Origin of the sequence: Streptomyces sp. NPDC006261, assembly GCF_040613515.1 — a bacterium.
GTDB lineage: Bacteria > Actinomycetota > Actinomycetes > Streptomycetales > Streptomycetaceae > Streptomyces.
The window spans coordinates 112363-131291 of sequence record NZ_JBEXSI010000006.1 but is presented as its reverse complement, the minus strand read 5'-3'; the positions used below and the strand labels follow the sequence as shown (position 1 = coordinate 131291).

The 18929-nt window shown below is 71.5% G+C and carries 16 protein-coding genes; 11 read left to right on the top strand and 5 right to left on the bottom strand.

Features of this window, described 5'->3' with window-relative positions:
- The first annotated feature begins 4 nt into the window (after positions 1-4).
- The 4 genes from ABZ154_RS05575 (at position 5) to ABZ154_RS05560 (ending at position 2452) form a co-directional block, all read left to right on the top strand.
- A complete protein-coding gene (locus ABZ154_RS05575) occupies positions 5-958 on the top strand; it encodes a hypothetical protein (RefSeq protein ID WP_356829314.1) in 954 nt (317 codons plus the stop codon).
- A complete protein-coding gene (locus ABZ154_RS05570) occupies positions 955-1173 on the top strand; it encodes a Trm112 family protein (protein ID WP_151509009.1) in 219 nt (72 codons plus the stop codon). The genes ABZ154_RS05575 and ABZ154_RS05570 overlap by 4 nt, the downstream gene beginning before the upstream one ends.
- The gene (locus tag ABZ154_RS05565; RefSeq protein WP_356829312.1) at positions 1170-1949 is read left to right on the top strand and encodes an FkbM family methyltransferase; all 780 of its coding nucleotides are present in this window, start codon (positions 1170-1172) and stop codon (positions 1947-1949) included. Before ABZ154_RS05570 ends, ABZ154_RS05565 begins: the two co-directional genes overlap by 4 nt.
- Positions 1950-2095: 146 nt before the next feature.
- Complete coding sequence (locus ABZ154_RS05560; protein WP_356829310.1) at positions 2096-2452, top strand: PRC-barrel domain-containing protein; 357 nt, start codon at positions 2096-2098, stop codon at positions 2450-2452.
- Between the two features lie 101 nt (positions 2453-2553).
- On the opposite strand, the gene rph is transcribed toward ABZ154_RS05560, so the two are convergent.
- Entirely contained in the window at positions 2554-5160 is a 2607-nt protein-coding gene (rph, locus tag ABZ154_RS05555; protein ID WP_356829308.1) for a rifamycin-inactivating phosphotransferase, read from the bottom strand.
- Between the two features lie 425 nt (positions 5161-5585).
- Here rph and ABZ154_RS05550 point away from each other — a divergent pair, with 425 nt between their 5' ends.
- From ABZ154_RS05550 to ABZ154_RS05535, 4 genes are all read left to right on the top strand, one after another.
- A complete protein-coding gene (locus ABZ154_RS05550; protein ID WP_356829417.1) occupies positions 5586-6254 on the top strand; it encodes a response regulator transcription factor in 669 nt (222 codons plus the stop codon).
- A 345-nt stretch (positions 6255-6599) separates the two neighbouring features.
- Positions 6600-6950, top strand: a complete 351-nt coding sequence (locus ABZ154_RS05545; RefSeq protein WP_356829415.1) for an alpha/beta hydrolase — start codon at positions 6600-6602, stop codon at positions 6948-6950.
- A gap of 546 nt (positions 6951-7496) precedes the next feature.
- Positions 7497-9515 (top strand): neutral/alkaline ceramidase, encoded by a 2019-nt coding sequence (locus tag ABZ154_RS05540; protein WP_356829413.1) that lies wholly within the window; start codon positions 7497-7499, stop codon positions 9513-9515.
- A 92-nt stretch (positions 9516-9607) separates the two neighbouring features.
- Complete coding sequence (locus tag ABZ154_RS05535) at positions 9608-10366, top strand: IclR family transcriptional regulator C-terminal domain-containing protein (protein ID WP_356829306.1); 759 nt, start codon at positions 9608-9610, stop codon at positions 10364-10366.
- A gap of 9 nt (positions 10367-10375) precedes the next feature.
- Here ABZ154_RS05535 and ABZ154_RS05530 read toward each other — a convergent pair whose 3' ends face one another.
- Positions 10376-12106: an acyl-CoA dehydrogenase family protein gene (locus tag ABZ154_RS05530; RefSeq protein WP_356829304.1), complete on the bottom strand. Its 1731-nt coding sequence runs from the start codon at positions 12104-12106 to the stop codon at positions 10376-10378.
- 83 nt (positions 12107-12189) lie between these two features.
- On the bottom strand, positions 12190-12762 hold the full coding sequence (locus ABZ154_RS05525) for a PadR family transcriptional regulator (protein ID WP_356829302.1): 573 nt from the start codon (positions 12760-12762) through the stop codon (positions 12190-12192).
- Between the two features lie 171 nt (positions 12763-12933).
- Between ABZ154_RS05525 and ABZ154_RS05520 the strand changes: the two genes are divergently transcribed.
- The 3 genes from ABZ154_RS05520 to ABZ154_RS05510 all read left to right on the top strand — a co-directional run bounded on the left by ABZ154_RS05520 (position 12934) and on the right by ABZ154_RS05510 (position 15207).
- Positions 12934-13761 carry a pentapeptide repeat-containing protein gene (locus ABZ154_RS05520; protein ID WP_356829300.1) on the top strand — a complete coding sequence of 276 codons (828 nt, stop codon included), beginning with the start codon at positions 12934-12936 and terminating at the stop codon, positions 13759-13761.
- Between the two features lie 133 nt (positions 13762-13894).
- Positions 13895-14089 (top strand): hypothetical protein, encoded by a 195-nt coding sequence (locus tag ABZ154_RS05515; protein WP_356829298.1) that lies wholly within the window; start codon positions 13895-13897, stop codon positions 14087-14089.
- Positions 14090-14319: 230 nt separating this feature from the next.
- Positions 14320-15207: an SDR family oxidoreductase gene (locus ABZ154_RS05510; RefSeq protein WP_356829296.1), complete on the top strand. Its 888-nt coding sequence runs from the start codon at positions 14320-14322 to the stop codon at positions 15205-15207.
- Positions 15208-15488: 281 nt separating this feature from the next.
- On the opposite strand, the gene ABZ154_RS05505 is transcribed toward ABZ154_RS05510, so the two are convergent.
- Entirely contained in the window at positions 15489-16751 is a 1263-nt protein-coding gene (locus ABZ154_RS05505; protein ID WP_356829294.1) for a cation:proton antiporter, read from the bottom strand.
- Positions 16752-16874: 123 nt separating this feature from the next.
- Entirely contained in the window at positions 16875-18908 is a 2034-nt protein-coding gene (locus ABZ154_RS05500; RefSeq protein WP_356829292.1) for a CocE/NonD family hydrolase, read from the bottom strand.
- Positions 18909-18929: the final 21 nt, after the last annotated feature.

The window sequence follows — 18929 nt, the reverse complement described above, 5'->3', positions numbered from 1 at the left end:
CGCGATGTGGTGGGGTGTGGGAGCCGCGCTGGTGGCCAACCTGCTGTACAGCGTGGGGTTCGTGGTGGAGAAGCGGGCCCTGGGCAACCTGCCCGCGCTCTCCGCCGGCAAGCCGCTGCGCGTGATCCTCGTCCTGCTCACCAGCCCCCTGTGGATCCTGGGCGCGCTGTCGCTGGCGGCCGGTTTCGCGGCGCAGCTGATCGTCTACCGGGCACTGCCGATAGCGGCGGCGCAGGGCATCTTCGTGTCCGGCCTGGTGCTCCTCCTCCTGCTCTCCTCGACCGTCCTCGGCGAGGAGTCGACCGGCCGCGAACGCTACGCCCTGGGCGGCGTCCTGGTGGCGCTGCTCATGGTCGTCGCCTCGGTGCGCGAGGGCGAGGACCAGGTGAGCTCCGGCGCCCCCTGGATGCTGGTGCTCGTGGTCTGCGTCCCGGCGCTGGCGGCGGGCGTCTGGCTCTACGTCCGGGTGGAGAGCCGGGCGAACAAGCGCCACCGGGTGCCGACCAGCGGCATCGGCTACGGGGTGGCGGTCGGGCTGCTGTACGGCGTCAGCTCCCTGGCCGTGAAGGGCACCTCCAGCCGGCTGACCACCACGGACCTCGGGGAGGCGGCCCGGTCGCTGTTCGGCTCGCCCTACCCGTATCTGCTGCTCTTCACCGCCGTGGCCGGTCTCATCATGTCCCAGACAGCCCTGCAGCGCTGCCGGGCCTCCCTCATCGTGCCCGTGTGCACCACGGTGACCTGCCTGTTCACCGCGGTCCTCGGGACGCTCGCCTTCGGCGAGTCCCTCCCCGACGACCCGCTGCTGCTGACCCTGCGGCTGGCCGGCACGGCGCTGGCCCTCACCGTCCTGCTGGCCATGCCGCGCCATGACCCTCCCCCGGCGGGCAGCCCCGTCCTGACCACCTCCACGACCCACGTTCCCCGCCCCACCTCACGACCGAGGGAGTCTCCATGAACCCCGATGACCCGCTGCTCGCCATCCTGGCCTGCCCGCTCGACAAGGGCCCGCTGGCCCTGCTGACCGATGAGGAGGCGCTCTACAACCCCCGGCTGCGCCTGAGTTATCCCATCCTGGACGGCATCCCGCAGCTGCTGCCCTCCTCGGGCCGCAAGGTCGACGCCGACGCCCACGAGAGATACCTGGCGCACCTGAAGGCCTCGGCCGCGTGACGACGTTCGCCGCGGCGGTGGCGTCCCGGCTGCCCACGGGCCTGGTCGCCGCCGCCGCCGTCGCCCTGTACCCGCGCTTCGAACCGGAGCTGCGCCGGCTCTCCGACTTCTGCCCGCCCGGCTCCACCGCCGTGGACATCGGCGGCTGGTACGGGCCCTGGTCGCGCCGGCTCGCCCGGCGCTGCGCCGAGGTCGTCACGGTGGAGCCCGTACCCCACCTCGCCGACCATCTGCGCCGTACGCTGCCGTCGAACGTCCGGGTGGTGCAGGCCGCGGCGACGGACCACGAGGGCTCCACGGTCCAGCTCTGGTTGCCGGAGGGCGACGAGGGCGACCGCGGGGTCTCCTCGCTGGAACGCCGTGACATCCACGCGCACTGCGTCGAGGTGGAGTCCCTCACCATCGACGGCCTGGGCCTGCGAGGCGTCGGCTTCGTGAAGATGGACGTCGACGGCGCGGAGGTGGCCGCCCTGCGGGGTGCGGCGGAGCTGCTGCGGCGGGACCGGCCGGCGCTGCTCGTCGAGCTGGAGAGCCGGCTCGGCCCGATCGGACCGGCGATCACCCTGCTCACCGGTCAGGGGTACGCGGGGTGGGTCCTGTCCGCACGGCGCTGGGTCCCCCTGGCCGGCTTCGACCTGCCGGCCCACCAGGCGCGGACGGAACACCTCGTCCATCAGGGGCTGCTGCGCAGGGCGTTCGTCCCGCAGGGCACCCGGTACATCAACTCGGTGCTGTTCCTTCCCGACGGGCGGGTGCCGGGCGCCGCGGCGGCCTGAGCGAATCCACCGGTGCGGGCCGCGCTGACGGGAGAGGTCGCGGGGCAGGTGAGGGGAGAGCCGGGAGGCGCCCCTGCGAGGGCGGCCACCTGGCCGACCCGCCCAGACCGCCACGTAAGACCTGGCCGAGCCCGAGGAGTTCCACCGTGATCGAGACCGCAGACATCCGTGAGTGGCGTACGCGTGACGTCGTCGACGCCGAGGGGCGCAGGATCGGATCCCTGGAGTCCGTCTACGTCGACACGGGGACGGACGCCCCGGCGTTCGCAACCGTGGTGGTGGGCCTGCCCACCCGCCACCGGCTGGTCTTCGTACCGCTGGCGGAGGCGGTCGCCGGCCCGGACTACGTGAAGGTCGCCCACGACAAGGCCAAGGTGAAGGACGGCCCGTCGATCGGGACGGACGACGTCCTGCCCGCCGAGGACGAGCCGGCGCTCTTCGCCTACTTCGGTCTGCCCTACCTGCCCCCGGCCGACGGCGTACGCGTCCTGGCCCGCCGCTGACCTGGGCCCGTACGGGGGCGGGGACCCTGTCGCCCGCCGCCTGGCAGCGTCCGGTCCCTATGCGTACCGGTGAACTGCGCACCGCCGTCGGCGTGGTGCGGTCAGGGCAGGACCTCGACGTACCCGTCGGTCCCGTGCACGCGGATCCGCTGCCCGTCCCGGATCAGCCGGGTGGCCTGCTCCACGCCGACGACGGCGGGCAGTCCGTATTCCCGGGCGATCACCGCGCCGTGGGTCATCAGGCCGCCCACCTCCGTCACCAGGCCCGCGATGCCGACGAACAGCGGCGACCAGCTGGGATCGGTGAACCTCGTGACCAGGATGTCGCCCGCTTCGAGGTCGGCGTCCGCCAGGTCCAGGATGACGCGGGCCCTCCCCTCGGCAGTCCCGGCGGAGACCGCCAGGCCGGCCAGGGCCCCGGCCGGTACGTCCTCACGCCGGTACGCGCCGGTGACGGACTCGCCGTCCGAGGTGAGCACCCGGGGCGGTGTGAGCGCGTGGTACGACCGGAACGCGTCCTTGCGCTGCTGGATGAGCCGGTCATCCGCCCGGTGCGAGCGCACGACGTCGTGGAGCTCCTGGAACGTCAGGTAGAAGATGTCCTCCGTCTCGGACAGCACGTGGGCCTGAACCAGGCGCTCGCCCTCCTCCAGGAGGGCCTGTCTGTAGATGAAGTAGCGGCTGACGATGCCGTACTTCGGATACTCCCGGTATCCGGCGAAGGCTCTGACCTGGTCGATCTTCCGCTTGGCCTCGTCCGCTCTCCGGTCGCCGTCCGGCAGGGCGCGCAGGCGCGACAGAACGTCCTGTTCCTTCTGCCGCGCCTTCTGCCGGCCCTGCTCGAAGCGTCGTGCGGCGGCGCCCGGCCCGAAATTCCTGACGTTGTCGAGGATCAGGGGGATGAGCGTGGTGGGGCGCTCGCGCCAACGCGGCCTCGTGATGTCGATCTCGCCCACGCAGCGCACGCCGTACCGGTCGAGGTAGGCCTCGATCGCCTCGCGCGCTTCGGTGCCGCCCGGCAGCTTCGCCAGTTCGTCCAGGAAGCCCTCGTCCTCCACGTCCCTCAGGAACGCCACCACCTCGGGGTGCGGGCGGATCACGTCCGCCACGTCGAGCAGGTCCAGTCCCATCTCCGAGGTGATGTTGCCGGGGGCGGAGAGCGTGAGCGTGTCGGCCGCGTTCTTCTCGCCCAGCCACTCCCCCAGTTTGTCGTTGAGCCACCAGGTGGCCTCCATGCCCGCCGTGATCGCCTGCATGCTCAGCGGATCGCCGAGGACGCGCTTGTGCTCCTCGAAGGCCTCCAGCAGGAAGTCGAACAGCGCCGGTCCGCTCGTCGTCCGGATGTCGCGCTCCAACGCGGCGACGGACACCTGGCTGCGCTCCATCAGCTCCGTGACGATCGCCGGATCGGCCTCGGCCGAGGGCTCGGACGCACCCCCGGCCGGTGGTCCCCCGGGGCCCGTGTCCGGGAGCGACAGGACGAGACCGTCTCGGTCGAGGACGGTCTCCAGAGCGTCCCTGACCAGCGGGTCGCCTCTTCCCAGCACGTCCAGGAGGGCGGCGCGTGACGCGGGCGAGGCCAGCCGCCGGGTGACGTCGACGAACAGCCTTCCGCCGGCCTCGTGCATCGGCACCATGGCCGTCCGCTGCCACAGGGAGAGGCCCAGCGGTTTCATGGGGTCGGTCATCATCTGCTGATGGCCGACGGAGACATAGACGTGATGGTCCTCGTCACCGGCGTCGGGGATGGGGAACACGGTCGTGATCGGCCGACTCTGGACGATCCGGAAGTCACCGTCGGCCAGGCACCATTCAATGTCCTGCGGGCGGCCGAAGTGCGCTTCGATCCGCCGTCCGAGCCGCACGAGCTCCACGGCCTGCGCATCCGTCAGCGCCGGCCGCCCCTGCCGCTGCGGGTCGACCGCCACTTCCTGCGTACCGCCGCCCGGCAGGGCGTGAACGGCGCGCTGTTTGGCGGCGATCGTCCGGGCGACGACTTCGCCGTCCCGCACGGTGAAGACGTCCGGATTCACCAGCCCGGAGACCAGGGCCTCACCGAGGCCGAAGCCGGCGTCCACGGTGGCCGTTCTCCGGTTGCCCGAGAGGGGATCGGCCGTGAACAGGACGCCGGCCGCTTCGGGGAAGACCATCTGCTGGACGACCACGGCCATGTGGACCGTACGGTGGTCGATGCCGTTCCGGCTGCGGTAGGCAACGGCCCGCTCGGTGAACAGCGAGGCCCAGCACCGGCTGACGTGCCGGAGCACCTCTGCCTGCCCGACGACGTTCAGACAGGTGTCCTGCTGGCCGGCGAACGAAGCCGTCGGCAGGTCCTCCGCCGTCGCACTGGACCGGACGGCGACGGCGGTCCGATCACCCAGCCGGGCGAGCGCACCGGCGATCTCCGCCGCGAGGTCGCCGGGGATCGCGGTCTCCTCGATGGCCCGGCGGATATCCGCGCTGAGCGTGCGGACCGCCTCCCGGTCGTCCGGGTCCGAACGCCACAACCGGTCGAGCAGGTCGTCGATCGACGGTGCCTGCGCCACCACCCGCCGGAAGGCGTCCGCCGTCACGCAGAAGCCGTCCGGCACGCGGATGCCGTCGATCCGGGACAGCTCGCCCAAGTGCGCTCCCTTGCCGCCGACGACGGCGACCCGCGTCGCGTCGACCTCATGGAGGTGCACTACGTCTGTCCAGCACATCGTCATCCCTGATTCTTTCGCGAGTTGGGGCACAGGCCGACGATTCTGCGCGGTGGCCCGGGTCTTGTGGCAAGCCCCCCGGTGCGCTATATGTTGAGAAAGGCAAGGAGAGGGCTCTCCTTGCCTTTACTTGTGCGCCGCTCTACATGCCCCTCCTGGCTTCGCACGGCGGCTGCCGGATGGTGCGTTCGGGTCTTATGCGGTCGAGCAGCGTTGCGACCTGCGGATGATACGACCAGGTGGTGTTCTGCACGCTCTGGCAATTCCCGGCCGATGGCGAGCTGTCGGATCCTTGGCCGCGCTGTTTCGAAGGTGCGCTGAAATGGAATTCCGCACGGTGGTCGCGCTCGGAACTCCAGGCACAGCCGGCGAGGGCGACGAACCGCTTGTTCACGTGTCCGGCCGGACAGGCCTAGGGTGTCGCCGTGAGAGTGCTGCTGGTCGAGGACGACGCCAACCTCCGGTTCGGGGTGGCCGCCGCGCTGCGGGCCGCCGGGCTCGCGGTCGACGAGGCCGTCGATCTGCCGCAGGCCGACGAGGCCCTGTACGTCACCGCGTACGACTGCGCGGTCTTCGACCGGATGCTTCCCTCGGGGGACGCCGCCGCCTATGTGGAGGATCTCCGGCGGGGTGGGCGGGCCGTTCCGGTGCTGTTCCTCACCGCACGGGACACCGTCGCCGACCGGGTGGAGGGGTTCGCCCGGGGCGGTGACGACTATCTGGTCAAGCCGTTCGCCGTGCCGGAGCTGGTCGCCCGGGTGCGCAGCCTGTGCCGCCGCGCTCCGGCCGTGAGCCCGCCGGTGTTGCGGGTCGGGGATGTGGAGATCGACACCGCGCGGCGCCAGGTGCGCCGGGCGGGTGTGCTGCTGACCTTCACCCGCCGGGAGTTCGCGGTGCTGGAGGTGCTGGCCATGCGCGCCGACCAGGCGGTGGGCCGGGCGGAGCTGATCGAGAGCTGCTGGGACGAGATGGCGGAGCCGCAGTCCAACGTGCTGGAGGTGCTGATCTCGCAGCTGCGGCGAAAGCTCGGCGGGCCCCCGCTCGTCCACACCGTGCGCGGCGTCGGCTACCGCCTGGCGGCCGATGAGTCCGTCCGGTGAGGGCCGTACGCCATCCGTTCCGCTCCTCCCGCACGCTGACGCCGACGGCTCGCGTACGGAGGCTGCGCCGGCGCATCACCATGCTGTTCGCGCTGACCAGTGCGGCGGGGCTGGTCGCGATGGCCGTCCTGGCGGTGCGCAGCGACGGCGTGCGCGGGCGCGAACAGCTGGACCAGGCCATGAGCGCCGACACCAACTGGGCGCTGGGCCTGCTGGAGACCGACGAGGACGGCCGGCTGGACACCCAGCACCGCCGCAGAGGACGAGACTCCCCAGACCCCCGCCGACAACAGCGACGCCGCGCTCACCGCGGTCAACTGCCTCGACGTCCCCCACCCCCGCTCCCTGAGCCCCTACTGGGACGCCCTCGCCCCCGCCGACAGGGCCGCCGGGGTCTACGGCACCGCCGGGGTGACCGCCGAACTCACCTGCCGCGACTGGCCGTCCGGCGGCCGGCGCCCGCACCGGGTGGACGCGGACGGCGTACCGCCGGTCCTGGTCGTGGGCACGACGGGCGATCCGGCCACCCCGTACGAGGAGTCGGTGAGTCTGGCGGAGCAGTTCCCGGAGGGGATGCTGCTGACGTACGAGGGGCTCGGCCACACCGCGTACGGGCGGGGCGACGCCTGCGTCACCGCGAAGGTCGACGCCTACCTGGTGAAGCGGGAGCGGGTCCGCCCCGGGGCGACCTGCTGACCCGACGACATGGAGGTCAGGTCACCGGGGCGTCGGCTTGGGGCGCCTCCTCATTCTGCCGTGTCCCGGCCGGACCGAGAAGGACCACCGGCGCAAGGGCGAGCAGTCCGCCTCCGCAGCCCGCCCGGGCACTGGTCCTCCTCACCCCGTCCGGGCTCGCCGGGTTCTCCACCGCCGCCCTGCCCGGCGTCGTGCCCGCGGCTGAACGCGCTGTGGGCGCTCGGCGACTACAGCGCGCGGAGCGACCAGCCGATCATGAAGCACGGCAAGGTGACCTCGGCTTCCACCGCCTGAGCGGTCGCGCGGGGGGACTTTCCGGGGCACACCGCACCAGCCCGGACGGGAATTCTGAGGGATCCTCATTTACCGGCCGGTAAAGAGCTATGCGACGCAGGTCACACACCTCTACCGTCGGGGCAGCGCTCCGGGTCCCGCCGATGTCGGTGAGCCACCGACCGGGCCCCGGGTCCCGCACGTCTCCCGCCCCAGGAGGTCCGATGCCACCGCCCCCCCGCCCCTCGACGCTCCCGTCACCGGCTCCCCGCACTGGCTCTGGCCGCCGCGCTGGGAGCCCTCACGCTCGGCGCTCCCTCCGCCGCATCGGCCTCACAGGCCGCCGACGACGGGGATTACCTCGTCGGACGCGGCATCGCCGATGTCACCGGGGAGGCCGCCGAGACCGGGATGATGGGCTACTCCAGCTTCGACCAGAAGACCTCCGGCATCCACCAGCGCCAGAGGTCACGCGCGTACGTCGTCGTCGACCGGGCGACCGGCAAGCGCGTCGTGTACGTCAGCGCGGACCTCGCGATGATCTTCCAGTCCGTGCAGCAGGGCGTCATCGCCCGCCTCAAGGAGCGCTACGGCAGTCTGTACGGCGACGAGAACGTGCTGCTCTCCGCCACCCACACCCACTCGGGCCCCGGCGGTTACTCCCACCACGTCGCGTACAACCTCTCCGTGCTCGGCTTCCAGAACGGCACCTACCGGGCGATCGTCGACGGCATCGCCGAGTCCGTCGCCAAGGCCCACGACGACCTGAAGCCCGGCACCCTGAGCCTGGGCACCGGCAGACTGACCAACGCCAGCGTCAACCGCTCCCGCGAGGCCTTCGACCGCAATCCGGCGGCCGACCGGGCGGCCTTCCCCGACGGGATCGACCCGGCGATGACCGTGCTGCGGTTCCGGCAGGGCGGCAAGGACGCGGGCGCGATCAGCTGGTTCGCCACCCACAACACCTCGATCACCAACAAGAACACCCTCATCAGCCCCGACAACAAGGGCTATGCCGCCTACGCCTGGGAGCACGACCACGAGGGCGTGCGCTATCTCGACGACACTCCGGGATTCGTCGCCGCGTTCCCCAACACCAACGCGGGCGACATGTCCCCGAACCTCCATCTCAAGCCCGGGTCGGGGCCCACGGAGGACGAGTTCGAGAACACCCGCATCATCGGTGAGCGCCAGCTGGACAAGGCCCGCGAGGTGTACGCCGGTGCGCGGCCGGTGACCGGCGGGGTCGACGCCCGCCTCACCTATGTCGACATGGAGAACGTCACCGTACGCGGGGAGTACACCACGGACGGGAAGGAGCAGCGCACCTGTCCCGCCGTCGTGGGCGCGTCCACGCTCGCGGGCAGTGTGGAGGACGGCCCGGCGATCCCCGGCTTCGAGGAGGGCACGCGCACCCCGGTCGCAGGCATCATCGACGCGCTGCGCATCGACACCCCGTCCTGGCTCGCGACCTGCCAGTACCCGAAGGCCGGCCTGGTCCCCACGGGCCTGCTGAGCAACGTCCACCCGGTCACCCCGAAGATCCTCCCGCTCCAGATCATGAGGATCGGGGAGCTGTACCTGGTGGCGGGCCCGGGCGAGTTCACGATCACCGCCGGGCTCCGGGTCCGCCGGACCGTGGCCCAGGAGCTCGGGGTCCCGCTGGAGCGCGTGCTGCTCCAGGGGTACGCCAACGCCTACAGCCAGTACGTGACGACGCCGCAGGAGTACGACACCCAGAACTACGAGGGCGGCTCCACGCTCTACGGCCGCAACACGCTCCCCGCCTACCAGCAGGAGTACGCACGGGTCGCGGCCTCCCTGCGCCAGGGCACCGCCATCGGCCGGGGCACGGCACCGCCGGACGAGTCGGCCCGGCAGTTCACCTTCCAGACGGGCGTCGTGTACGACAACCCGCCGCTCGGCAGGTCCTTCGGCTCGGTGCTGACCGCACCGGCCTCGTCGTACGCGCGCGGCTCCACGGCGACCGTCGAATTCGCCACCGGGCACCCGAAGAACAACGTGCGCCGGGACGGGACCTTCCTGGAGGTCCAGCGTCTTGAGGGCGGGCAGTGGGTGCGGGTGCTGGACGACGGCGACTGGCGCACCACGTACCGCTGGAGCCGGGTCAACGGTCTGACCGGTACGTCGAAGGCCACGGTCACCTGGGCCATCGGGGCGGACACCGCCCCCGGCACGTACCGGATCGTGCACCACGGGGACGCGAAGAACCTGCTGGGGAAGATCACGCCGTTCACGGGCACATCCCCCACGTTCACCGTGACGGGGTGAGGGCGTGGGAGGGGGCCCGACCGCGGACCCCCTCCCACCACGGTTTCCGTACAGGAGATGCCAAGCCCCGGCGCCGGGTCCATGCTGGTGGCATGGGTGACCAGCCCGGCCCCGAGCCCACCGTGTCCGTCCAGCGGGACCTCCGGTTGCTGGAGGCCGCTGGGGCACATCCGGCGGGCGCGCCCGCCGCGCAGCTGGCCAAGGAGGCGGAGCTGCCGGAAGCCGTGGCCGTGGAGCATCTGCGCGCACTGGCCGAGGACGGCTACCTCGACGAGCTGGACGACGGAGCGTTCACCCTCGCCGACCGGGGCCCGTCGCCGGGCGCGGGATTCGGTGACGGGGCGTGGAGCCAGAGCATCCGCCCGCTCCTCACCTCCCTGCGCGACGACCTCGCCGCCGCCGCCTACCTGACGCTGTACGACGAGGGGGAGATCCGGGTCCTCCAGATCGTCGACAGCCCACGGACCCCGCGGGCCGACCTCTGGGTGGGTTTCGAGGAGGCGGGACACGCCACCGCGCTGGGCAAGAGCGTGCTGGGCGGGCTGGACGAGGAGGCCCGCGCCAACTACCTCTCCCGCCATCCCCTCGCCGACCTGACGTCCCACACCATCACGCGCCGCGAGGAGCTGATCCGGGAGCTCGACGCGTCGCCGATGGGGCCGCTCACGATGGACCGGGAGGAGTACCGGCGCGGCACGACCTGTGTCGCCGTACGTGTGTACAGCGGCGACCAGGTCGGCTCGCTCGGCATCTCCTTCCGCTCGGACCGGATGTACCGGACCAGCGAGGTCAGGGCCCAGCTGCTGTCGTCGGCGCTGCGCGTCACGCGCAGGCTGACGCTTCCGGAGTGAGTCGGCCGGCTACTCGGCCATCTCGTACGCCCCCGACAGCTCCTCCACGCGCTCCCAGATCCGCGCCGAACGCGCCGCGTCGACGACGGGGCGCCGTACCGCGCCGAGCGCCCAGTCCTGCTGGTCCTGGGTGGCGGAGTCCTTGCCGTGCAGCTCGACGGCGTGCGCGGAGAAATCGCGGACGAGGACGGCGAACAGCTCGTCCAGCAGGTCCTGGTCCAGGCCGGTCAGCCGGGCCTGCTCCAGGATCAGCTGGCCGTGGACGACGAGGGCGAAGAGCTGGCCGACGGCGAGGAGGAGGTCCAGGTCGCGGCTCTGCTCCTCGTCGGGGGCGGCGGTCTCGACGAACGTGCACAGCGCGTCGGCCTGCTCACGGAAGCGGGCGACGTTCGCCACCTCCGCGTACGCGTCGAACGCGGGGCGCCAGTCGTGGAAGCGTACGGCGCCGAGACCGCGGGCGGGCCCCTGCCGGAACAGGAAGGCGTCGTCGGCCGCGTCGAGGCGGGAGGGCACGGCCGGGTGGTCGACCGGATTCAGCAGGTGGTTCCGCATGAACTTCAGGATCAGCGCGAGATTGACGTGGACCGTGCCCTCCAGCTTCGGCAGGCCCCGGATCTCGACGGCGGCCTGGGCGAAGTAGTTGTCCTTCTCGAAACCCTTGGCGGCGATGACGTCCCACATCAGGTCGATGACCTTCTCGCCCTCCGTGGTCACCTTCATCTTCGTCATCGGGTTGAAGAGCAGGTAACGGCGGTCGTCGGGGCCGGCGGAGCGGAAGTAGTCGACGGCGCGGTCGCTGAACAGCTTCATCCCGGCGAGCCGGACGTACGCGTCGGTCAGCTCGCGGCGCACGTGCGGGAAGGCGGTGACGGGGCGGCCGTAGAGGATGCGGTTGCTCGCGTGGGTGACGGCCTCGTACATCGCGTGCTCGCAGATGCCGATGGAGGCGGTGCAGAGGTTGAACTTGCCGACGTTGACGGTGTTGAGCGCGGTGTCGAAGGCGGTGCGGCCGGTGTGCAGGATGTCGGCGGGGGCCACCGGGTAGTTCTCCAGCCGGAACTCGCTGACGAACTTCGAGGAGTCGACGACGTTCTTCACCAGGTGGTACGCCGGGTGGCGGCTGTCGGCCGCGAAGAACACATACCCGTCCGGGCCCTCGACGTCGGTGCGGCGGCCGAAGACGGAGACGAGACCGGCGGCGTTGCCGTTGCCGATGTAGTACTTGGAGCCGGAGGCCAGGAAGCCGCCGGCACCCTCGCTGTCCGGCTCGAGCAGCATGTCGGTGGAGTAGATGTCGGCGCCGTGGGTCTTCTCGGAGAGGCCGAAGGCGAACACCTCGCCCTGGGAGAGGAGCTCGGCCGCCCGCGCGCGGGCGTCGGCGTTCTCGCTCTGCCAGACCGGGCCGAGCCCGAGGATGGTGACCTGCCAGGCGTACCAGTAGTCGAGGCCGTAGAACCCGAAGATCTCGTTGAGCGCGGCGATCCGGGCGGTGTCCCAGCGCTGTTCCTCGTTCCCCGCGGCGGAGGCCGGGGTGAGGAAGGTCGCGAAGAGGCCCTCCTTGGCGGAGAAGGCGAGGAAGTCGCCCAGCCAGGCGCGGGAGCGGTAGTCCTCGATCAGCCGGCGCTTGCCCCGCTCCTCGAACCAGTCGACGGTGGCGCGCAGCAGCCTGCGGGTCTCCGGGTCGAAGTGCTGGGGGTCGTAGGTGCGCGGGTTGAAGAGCAGGGACGCGGACTCAGCCATGAAGATCGCCTTCCGGGAGGGTTGAGGGTTCTTTCGGTGGTACGGAAGTGACGCGGTGGTACGGGTGTGGCGCCGGGAGCGGTTCAGGCGCCGGGTTCCGGCGCTCGCCGGCCGAGCCGGTGGAGGGTGTCGAGTACGTCGTCGAGCCAGGCGATCGTCATGCGCTCGTACGCGATGCCGCCCCGCAGCACGACGTGCTGGAGCTGCTGGCCCGGGTCCGGGGGTGCGGGCGCCTCCGGACCGGTGAAGTCGCGCACCTCTCCGGCGAGGTAGTGGGCGAGCCGGTCCCGGTGGACCTGGCGGTGACGCTCGACCTCGCGGACCAGGGCGGCCGGGTCGTCGAAGGCGGCGCCCCGGATCTTGACGGCGAGGTCGTGGCGCAGGCTCTCGGGCTCGATCGGCTTGTGCAGCCACTCGGCGAGGGCGGCGCGGCCCGGGCCGGCGACGGAGTACTCCTTCTTGTCCGGCCGGCCCTGCTGTTCGACCTCGCGGACGACGAGTCGGCCGTCGGCCTCCATACGGCTCAGGACGCGGTAGATCTGCTGGTGGCTGGCGGTCCAGAAGTAGCCGATGGACCGCTCGAACCGGCGGGCCAGCTCATAGCCGGAGCCGGGTTTCTCCAGCAGGGAGACGAGAATCGCGTGTTCGAGCGCCATACCGCGATCCTTCTATGCAACTCGTTGCATAGACAAGTCGCGGGGCCCGGGTGAGACACGGCTCACCCGGGCCCCCTCCCCCGCGCTCGGCCCTCCGGCACCCGAGGGACAATGGGTGCCCCGCCCAGCGCCGCCCGCCGGGCCCCTTCCCCCGGCAGGAGAACCACCGCCTTGTCCCACACCACTCCGCACGCCGGCCACCCCGACCTGCAGGCCGACTGCGGGAGCTGCTTCGGCCTGTGCTGCGTGGCGCTGCCCTTCGCCCGCTCGGCGGACTTCGCCGCGGACAAGGCCGGTGGGACGCCGTGCTCCAACCTCCAGGAGGACTTCGGCTGCGGAATCCATGAGCGGCTGCGTGAGAGCGGCTATCCCGGCTGCACGGTGTTCGACTGCTTCGGGGCGGGCCAGAAGGTCTCCCAGGTCACCTTCGGTGGCCGCAGCTGGCGCAGCGAGCCGGACTCCGCCCGCACGATGTACGAGGTCTTCCCCGTGGTGCGGCAGCTGCACGAGCTGCTGCGGTACACGGCCGAGGCCCTGGACCTGACGGCGGCCGGGGCCGTCCACCGCGACCTGCGCGGCGCCTACGACCGGCTCGACGCACTGACCCGGGACACCGCCGAAGCCCTCCTCGCCGTCGACGTGCCGGCCCTCCGCGCCGAGGTGAACACCCACCTCCTGCGCGCCAGCGAGCTCGCCCGCGCCGCCGTCCCCGGCAGGAAGAAGAACCACCGGGGCGCGGACCTCCTCGGCGCCCGGCTGCGCGGCGCCCGGCTGCGCGGAGCCACCCTGCGCGGCGCCTGCCTGATCGCCGCCGACCTCTCGGGCGCCGACCTGCGCGAGGCCGACCTGATCGGCGCGGACATGCGCGACGCGAACCTGAGCGGCACCGATCTGACCGGTGCCCTCTTCCTCACCCAGCCGCAGCTCAACGCGGCCCGGGGCGACGGGGCGACCAGGATCCCGGACGCTCTGCACAGGCCGGGGCACTGGGCAGCCTGAGCGGTTCTCCCCCGACCCACTTCTCCGCGCGCGCGGAGAATGGGACGTTTCGCCTGGGTAAGGCAGGGCACCCACCCTTGCGTGACCACCTGACCCCAACGTACGGAGCGTACGGAGCAAGGGAGCGATCATCATGGCGAACCCGCAGCAGCCCGAACAGCGGCGCAGCGACAAGGGCGGAGGCACTCCTCAGGACAGTGCCGAACTCAAGGCCAAGCAGCCGGGGACGCCCCGCGGCAGCGGCCGCGCCCACGGTACGGACAAGGGCGAGAAGGGCGGCGGCCCCGGCGGCGGTACGCCGCCGGAGGAGCAGCCCGACCACCCGTGACGCCGGCGGCAGCCCAGCCCAGCCCGGCCGGCGGGGCGGACGCGCGCATCGGCCCGTCCGCCCGGCCGGGCCCCTGTCCCGCGGGCGGGTGAGCCGGCCCAGGAGGGGTACCCGCAGGGCCGTCGGCCGCCGCCTCGGAGCGCGGGACCGCATCGGAGAACGCAGGATCGGAGCCTCCCGCGGACGTACCACCGCCAAGGACGCAGATCACGCAGAGCAGAGAGGCCACCATGACGAGGAGCGAACAGCCGCAGGACCCGAACCGGCTCCACCCCCGCCCGGACTTCCCGGAGCAGGACCAGGAGCACCCGGGCTGGACCGGTCCCATGGATCCGCCGCCGGATCACGGCGAGGACTCCTACCGGGGCTCGGGCCTCCTCACCGACCGGAAGACCGTCATCACCGGGGGCGACTCCGGTATCGGCCGTGCGGTCGCCCTGGCCTTCGCCCGTGAGGGTGCGGACGTGCTGCTCACCTACCTCCCCGAGGAGGAGAAGGAGGCGCACGAGACCGCCCGCCTGGTGGAGGAGGCAGGGCGGACGGCAGTGACCCTCGTCTGTGACATCCGCGACGAGAAGCAGTGCCGCTCCCTCGTCGAGCGGGCCGTCTCGGAGTTCGGCCGCATCGATGTGCTGGTCAACAACGCGGCGTACCAGATGTCCCAGCCCGACGGGATCTCCGCGATCTCGACCGAGCAGTTCGACCGGGTGATGCGGACCAACCTGTACGGGATGTTCTGGCTGTGCAAGTCCGCCCTGCCGCACATCCCGGCGGGTGGCTCGGTCATCAACACCACCTCGGTGCAGGCGTACAAGCCCAGCCCCCACCTGCTGGACTACGCCATGACCAAGGGCGCGATCGTCACGTTCACGCAGGGGCTCGCCCAGATGCTGGCCTCCGACGGGATCCGCGTCAACGCGGTGGCCCCGGGGCCCGTCTGGACGCCGCTCATCCCGGCGACCCTGCCGGACACCGAGGAGTTCGGGAAGCAGAGCCCACTGGGCCGCCCCGCGCAGCCCGCCGAGATGGCGCCCGCCTATGTCTTCCTCGCCTCCGCGAACGCCTCGTTCATCACGGGCGAGATCATGAACGCCACCGGCGGCACACCACTTCCCTGACGCCGGCCGGCGGGGTGGCCGGACCCGGAAGCCGTCGTCCGTGGCAAGAACCGCCATGAAGCAACCCTCTTGCCGCATCGCCACCATCCCGCTCCGAATTGCGCTGGAGCAGGGCTCGGTCTTCACCGGGCCCTGCTCCAGCGCTCCGGTGTCGAGGCACGCCCGACGCGGCCGACCCTCCGTCCGGATCGGGTGCCCACCCTGGGCTGGGCCCTGGGACCAGGTCCCGGACGGACCGGCCGGGAGGAAAGGCGTTTCCTCGCACCTTGCCGCGCTTCCGGTCAGGAAGCCGCGGCCTTCCCCGCGCGTCGGTCGAGGTACGCGGTGACAGGAGCCGCCGCGACCCCATGGACGACCACGGACATCAGCACGGTGAAGACCACGACCGCCCACATCTCGTCCTCGTACGGTCCGAAGTCGCCTTCCCCGCAGGCATAGGCGAGGTAGAAGAAGGACCCGATTCCGCGGATACCGAAAAAGGCGGTGGCCACCCGCTCCGTCGGCAGGCCCGGCCCTCCCAGCTGGGCCAGCCACCCGGTGGCCGGCCGGATCAGAAGGTGCAGCAGTACGCCCACAGCCGCTCCCCTCCACGTGAGCGAGGCCAGGCCGCCCAACGCCACGAAGGCGCCGAGGCCGAGCAGGAGCACCGCCATCAACAGGCGTTCGACCTGGTCGACGAAGTCGTGCATCACCCTGTTGTAACCATGGTTGCGTTCCGACCTCCGCAGGGCACAGGCGGTGGCGAACACCGCGAGGAAGCCGTATCCGTGCAGCATCTCGGCGACGCCGTAGGACAGGCACATCGCCGCCAGTGCCACGAACCCCTCGCCCTGTTCGGCAAGCCGAAGCGATCGGGCCCGGGACCGGAAGAGCACTTGGCCCAGCAGGAGCCCGATGGCGATGCCTACCACCACGCCCACAGTGACCCGGAGGAGCAAGTCGTCCCACGCCCAGTGCGTCATCCACCCTGCGGTCCAGCTCTCTCCAGCCGCGGCAAGGGCGATCGCGGCCGCGACGAAGGGAAAGGCGAGCCCGTCGTTCAGTCCGGCCTCGCCGGTCAGGGCGAAGCGGACCTCGTCCTCGTCCTCCTTCTCGTCGGACGGTTCCCCCACGCGCACCTCGGAGGCGAGTACGGGGTCCGTCGGCGCGAGGACCGCAGCCATCAGAAGCGCGACGGAGGCCGGCCAGCCGAGCAGCCACCAGACGGCGAGCGACGTCGCCCCGATCGTCAAAGGCATCGTCAGTCCCAGCAGTCGCCATGGGGTGGCCCAGGAGCGCCACCCGAAGGGACGGTTGATGGCCAGGCCCGCTCCCATCAGGGAGACGATCACGCAGAGCTCGGCCAGATGATGCACCCAGATCCGGTCGGCGACCGGATCGACCTCGGGAAGCGGCAAGGGCGTCAGGTAGAGGGCTCCGCCGAGGGCGACGAAGATGATCGGTACGGAGATCGGCAGTCGGGCCAGGAGGCGGGGCAGCGCGGCGGCGAGGAGGGCCCCGACGCCGAGACACCCGTACACCGCACCTTCGGTAGTGATCGACACGTCCGGTCTCATTCTCTCTGTCGTGCCCGGCAGATCGCCTGTCGCGGACCGCCGCGATGGCAGGCTGATGGCGTGATGCGCCTCACATGGTGCATCACACCAGGCCCGTGCCAGTAGTTGCGGTCAGGCTAGATCCCGGGGGACGGTCTCGTTCCAGGTGCGGGAGAAGACCCGGCGGCCGTCCTCGTAACCGTCCAGGGTCGCGTCGACGCTGAACTCCTCGGCGTTCGACGTCAGTACGGTGCTTGTCTCGACCCGGACGTCCCAGCCGGGCCGGGAGAAGGTCATGGTCCACGCCGAACGGCCGCTCAGGGAGGAGAAGTCGTCGGCCACGGAGGTGTACCTCTCACAGGCCCGCAGCCCGACCTCGACGCCGTTGTCCTCGTACCGCTGGAGTCCCCGGTCCTTCACGATGTCGAGGGCGGAGTGGTAGTCCACCAGGCTCCTGGACACGTTCCAGGCCTGCTCGGGCTCGGTGAGCCGGGTGACGGGGGGCGGCCGGCAGCCCTCCGGTTCCCCGAAGGACGCCTGGGGCATGCCGTCCGGCTCCTCGGCGGGGCGTACCGGCAGGGTCAGGGCGGCGCCGTCCTCGTGGACGGTGAGCAGGGCCGGTTCCGGGGCCGGCCAGACCAGGGGCCAGTACGACGTGGAGAGGGAGAGCCGGATGCGGTGCCCGGGCGGGAACGCCTGTCCTACTCCGTTCAGCGTGATCCTGGCGGGGTAGCGGCGGCCGGGCTCCAGCGGCTCGGGGTGTTCGTCGCTCTCCCGGTGCGTCAGGTTCAGCACGCCGTACGTCACCCGGGTGGCGCGGCCGTCCGGGGCCACGTCGGAGATCCTGGCGGTGATCTGGGCGACGGGGGCGGAGGCGGAGACCTCCAGGCCGACGGAGGGCGAGCCGAGGATCTCCACCCGTTCGGTGAGCGGTTCGGTCTCGAAGACGAGGGAGCCGCCGTCCTCCTCGCGCTGGTCGTAGGGCAGATCGGGCGGGGCGTTGTAGGAGGCCCACTTGCCCGCGAACTGGCCGACGGAGAGCGGTGACTGCACCGTACGCGTACGGCCGCGCGGGAGGGGCTCCTCCTCGTCCGCCGTCACGATGGTGGCGCCGCGCAGCGGGTGCACCACCTCCTTGATCTGCGGGGACGGCCAGGAGGGTTCGGCGACCCAGCGGCCGGGGCGCTCCTCGTACGACGTGGAGGGCGGGACGCTCTCCTGCATCCAGGTGCGGAGCATCGGCCCGTCCATGACGCCGTTGTCGATGCCCTTGAGCCAGTGGTCCCACCACTTGACGACCTCCTGGAGGTAGCCGATGGCAGGGCCGGGTTCGCCGAGGTGCGGCAGTTTGTGCGACCAGGGGCCGATCAGCCCCTTGCGGGGCACGTCGACGCCGGCCAGCAGCCGGGTGACCGCGTTGGAGTAGCCGTCCGCCCAGCCGCTGGAGGCGAGGACCGGGCACTGCAGCTGTGCGTAGTCCTCGCTGAGCGAGGCGTGCTGCCAGTAGGCGTCGCGGTGCGGGTGGCGGAGCCACTCCAGGACCCAGGGGCGGGCGGCTTCCAGCCGCTCCTGCCACATCTCCCGCCACCGGTCCCCCACCACCGCGGGGTCGGGGGGGCAGGTGGCGTACGCGAACATCGTCCCGGCCTCGGCGAGATTGTCGGAGAGCATGGCACCGCCGAGGTAGTGCATGTCGTCCGCGTACCGGTTGTCGGTGAACGAGGCGATGACGATGGCCTTCAGGCTCTCCGGCCGCCGCGCCGCCGCCTGGAGCGCGGCGAAGGCGCCCCAGGAGATGCCCATCATCCCGGTGTTCCCGTCGCACCAGGGCTGGGCGGCGACCCAGGCCAGCACCTCTTCGGCGTCGCGCTGCTCCTGCTCCAGGTACTCGTCCAGGAGGACGCCCTCCGACTCCCCGGTCCCGCGCAGGTCCACCCGTACGCAGGCGTAGCCGTGGCCCGCGATGTACGGGTGGTGGATGGCGTCCCGGGTGGAGGTGAGGTCGTTCTTGCGGTACGGGATGTACTCCACGACCGCGGGCACCGGCTCCCCGTCGGACGGGACGGGCCGCCAGATCCTGGCCGACAGCCGCACCCCGTCCGCCATGGTGATGGTGACGTGGTCCTCTACCTCGGTCTCGTACGGGAGCTGTTCGACGAATCGCATACGGGTGGCAGGGTCCTTCCT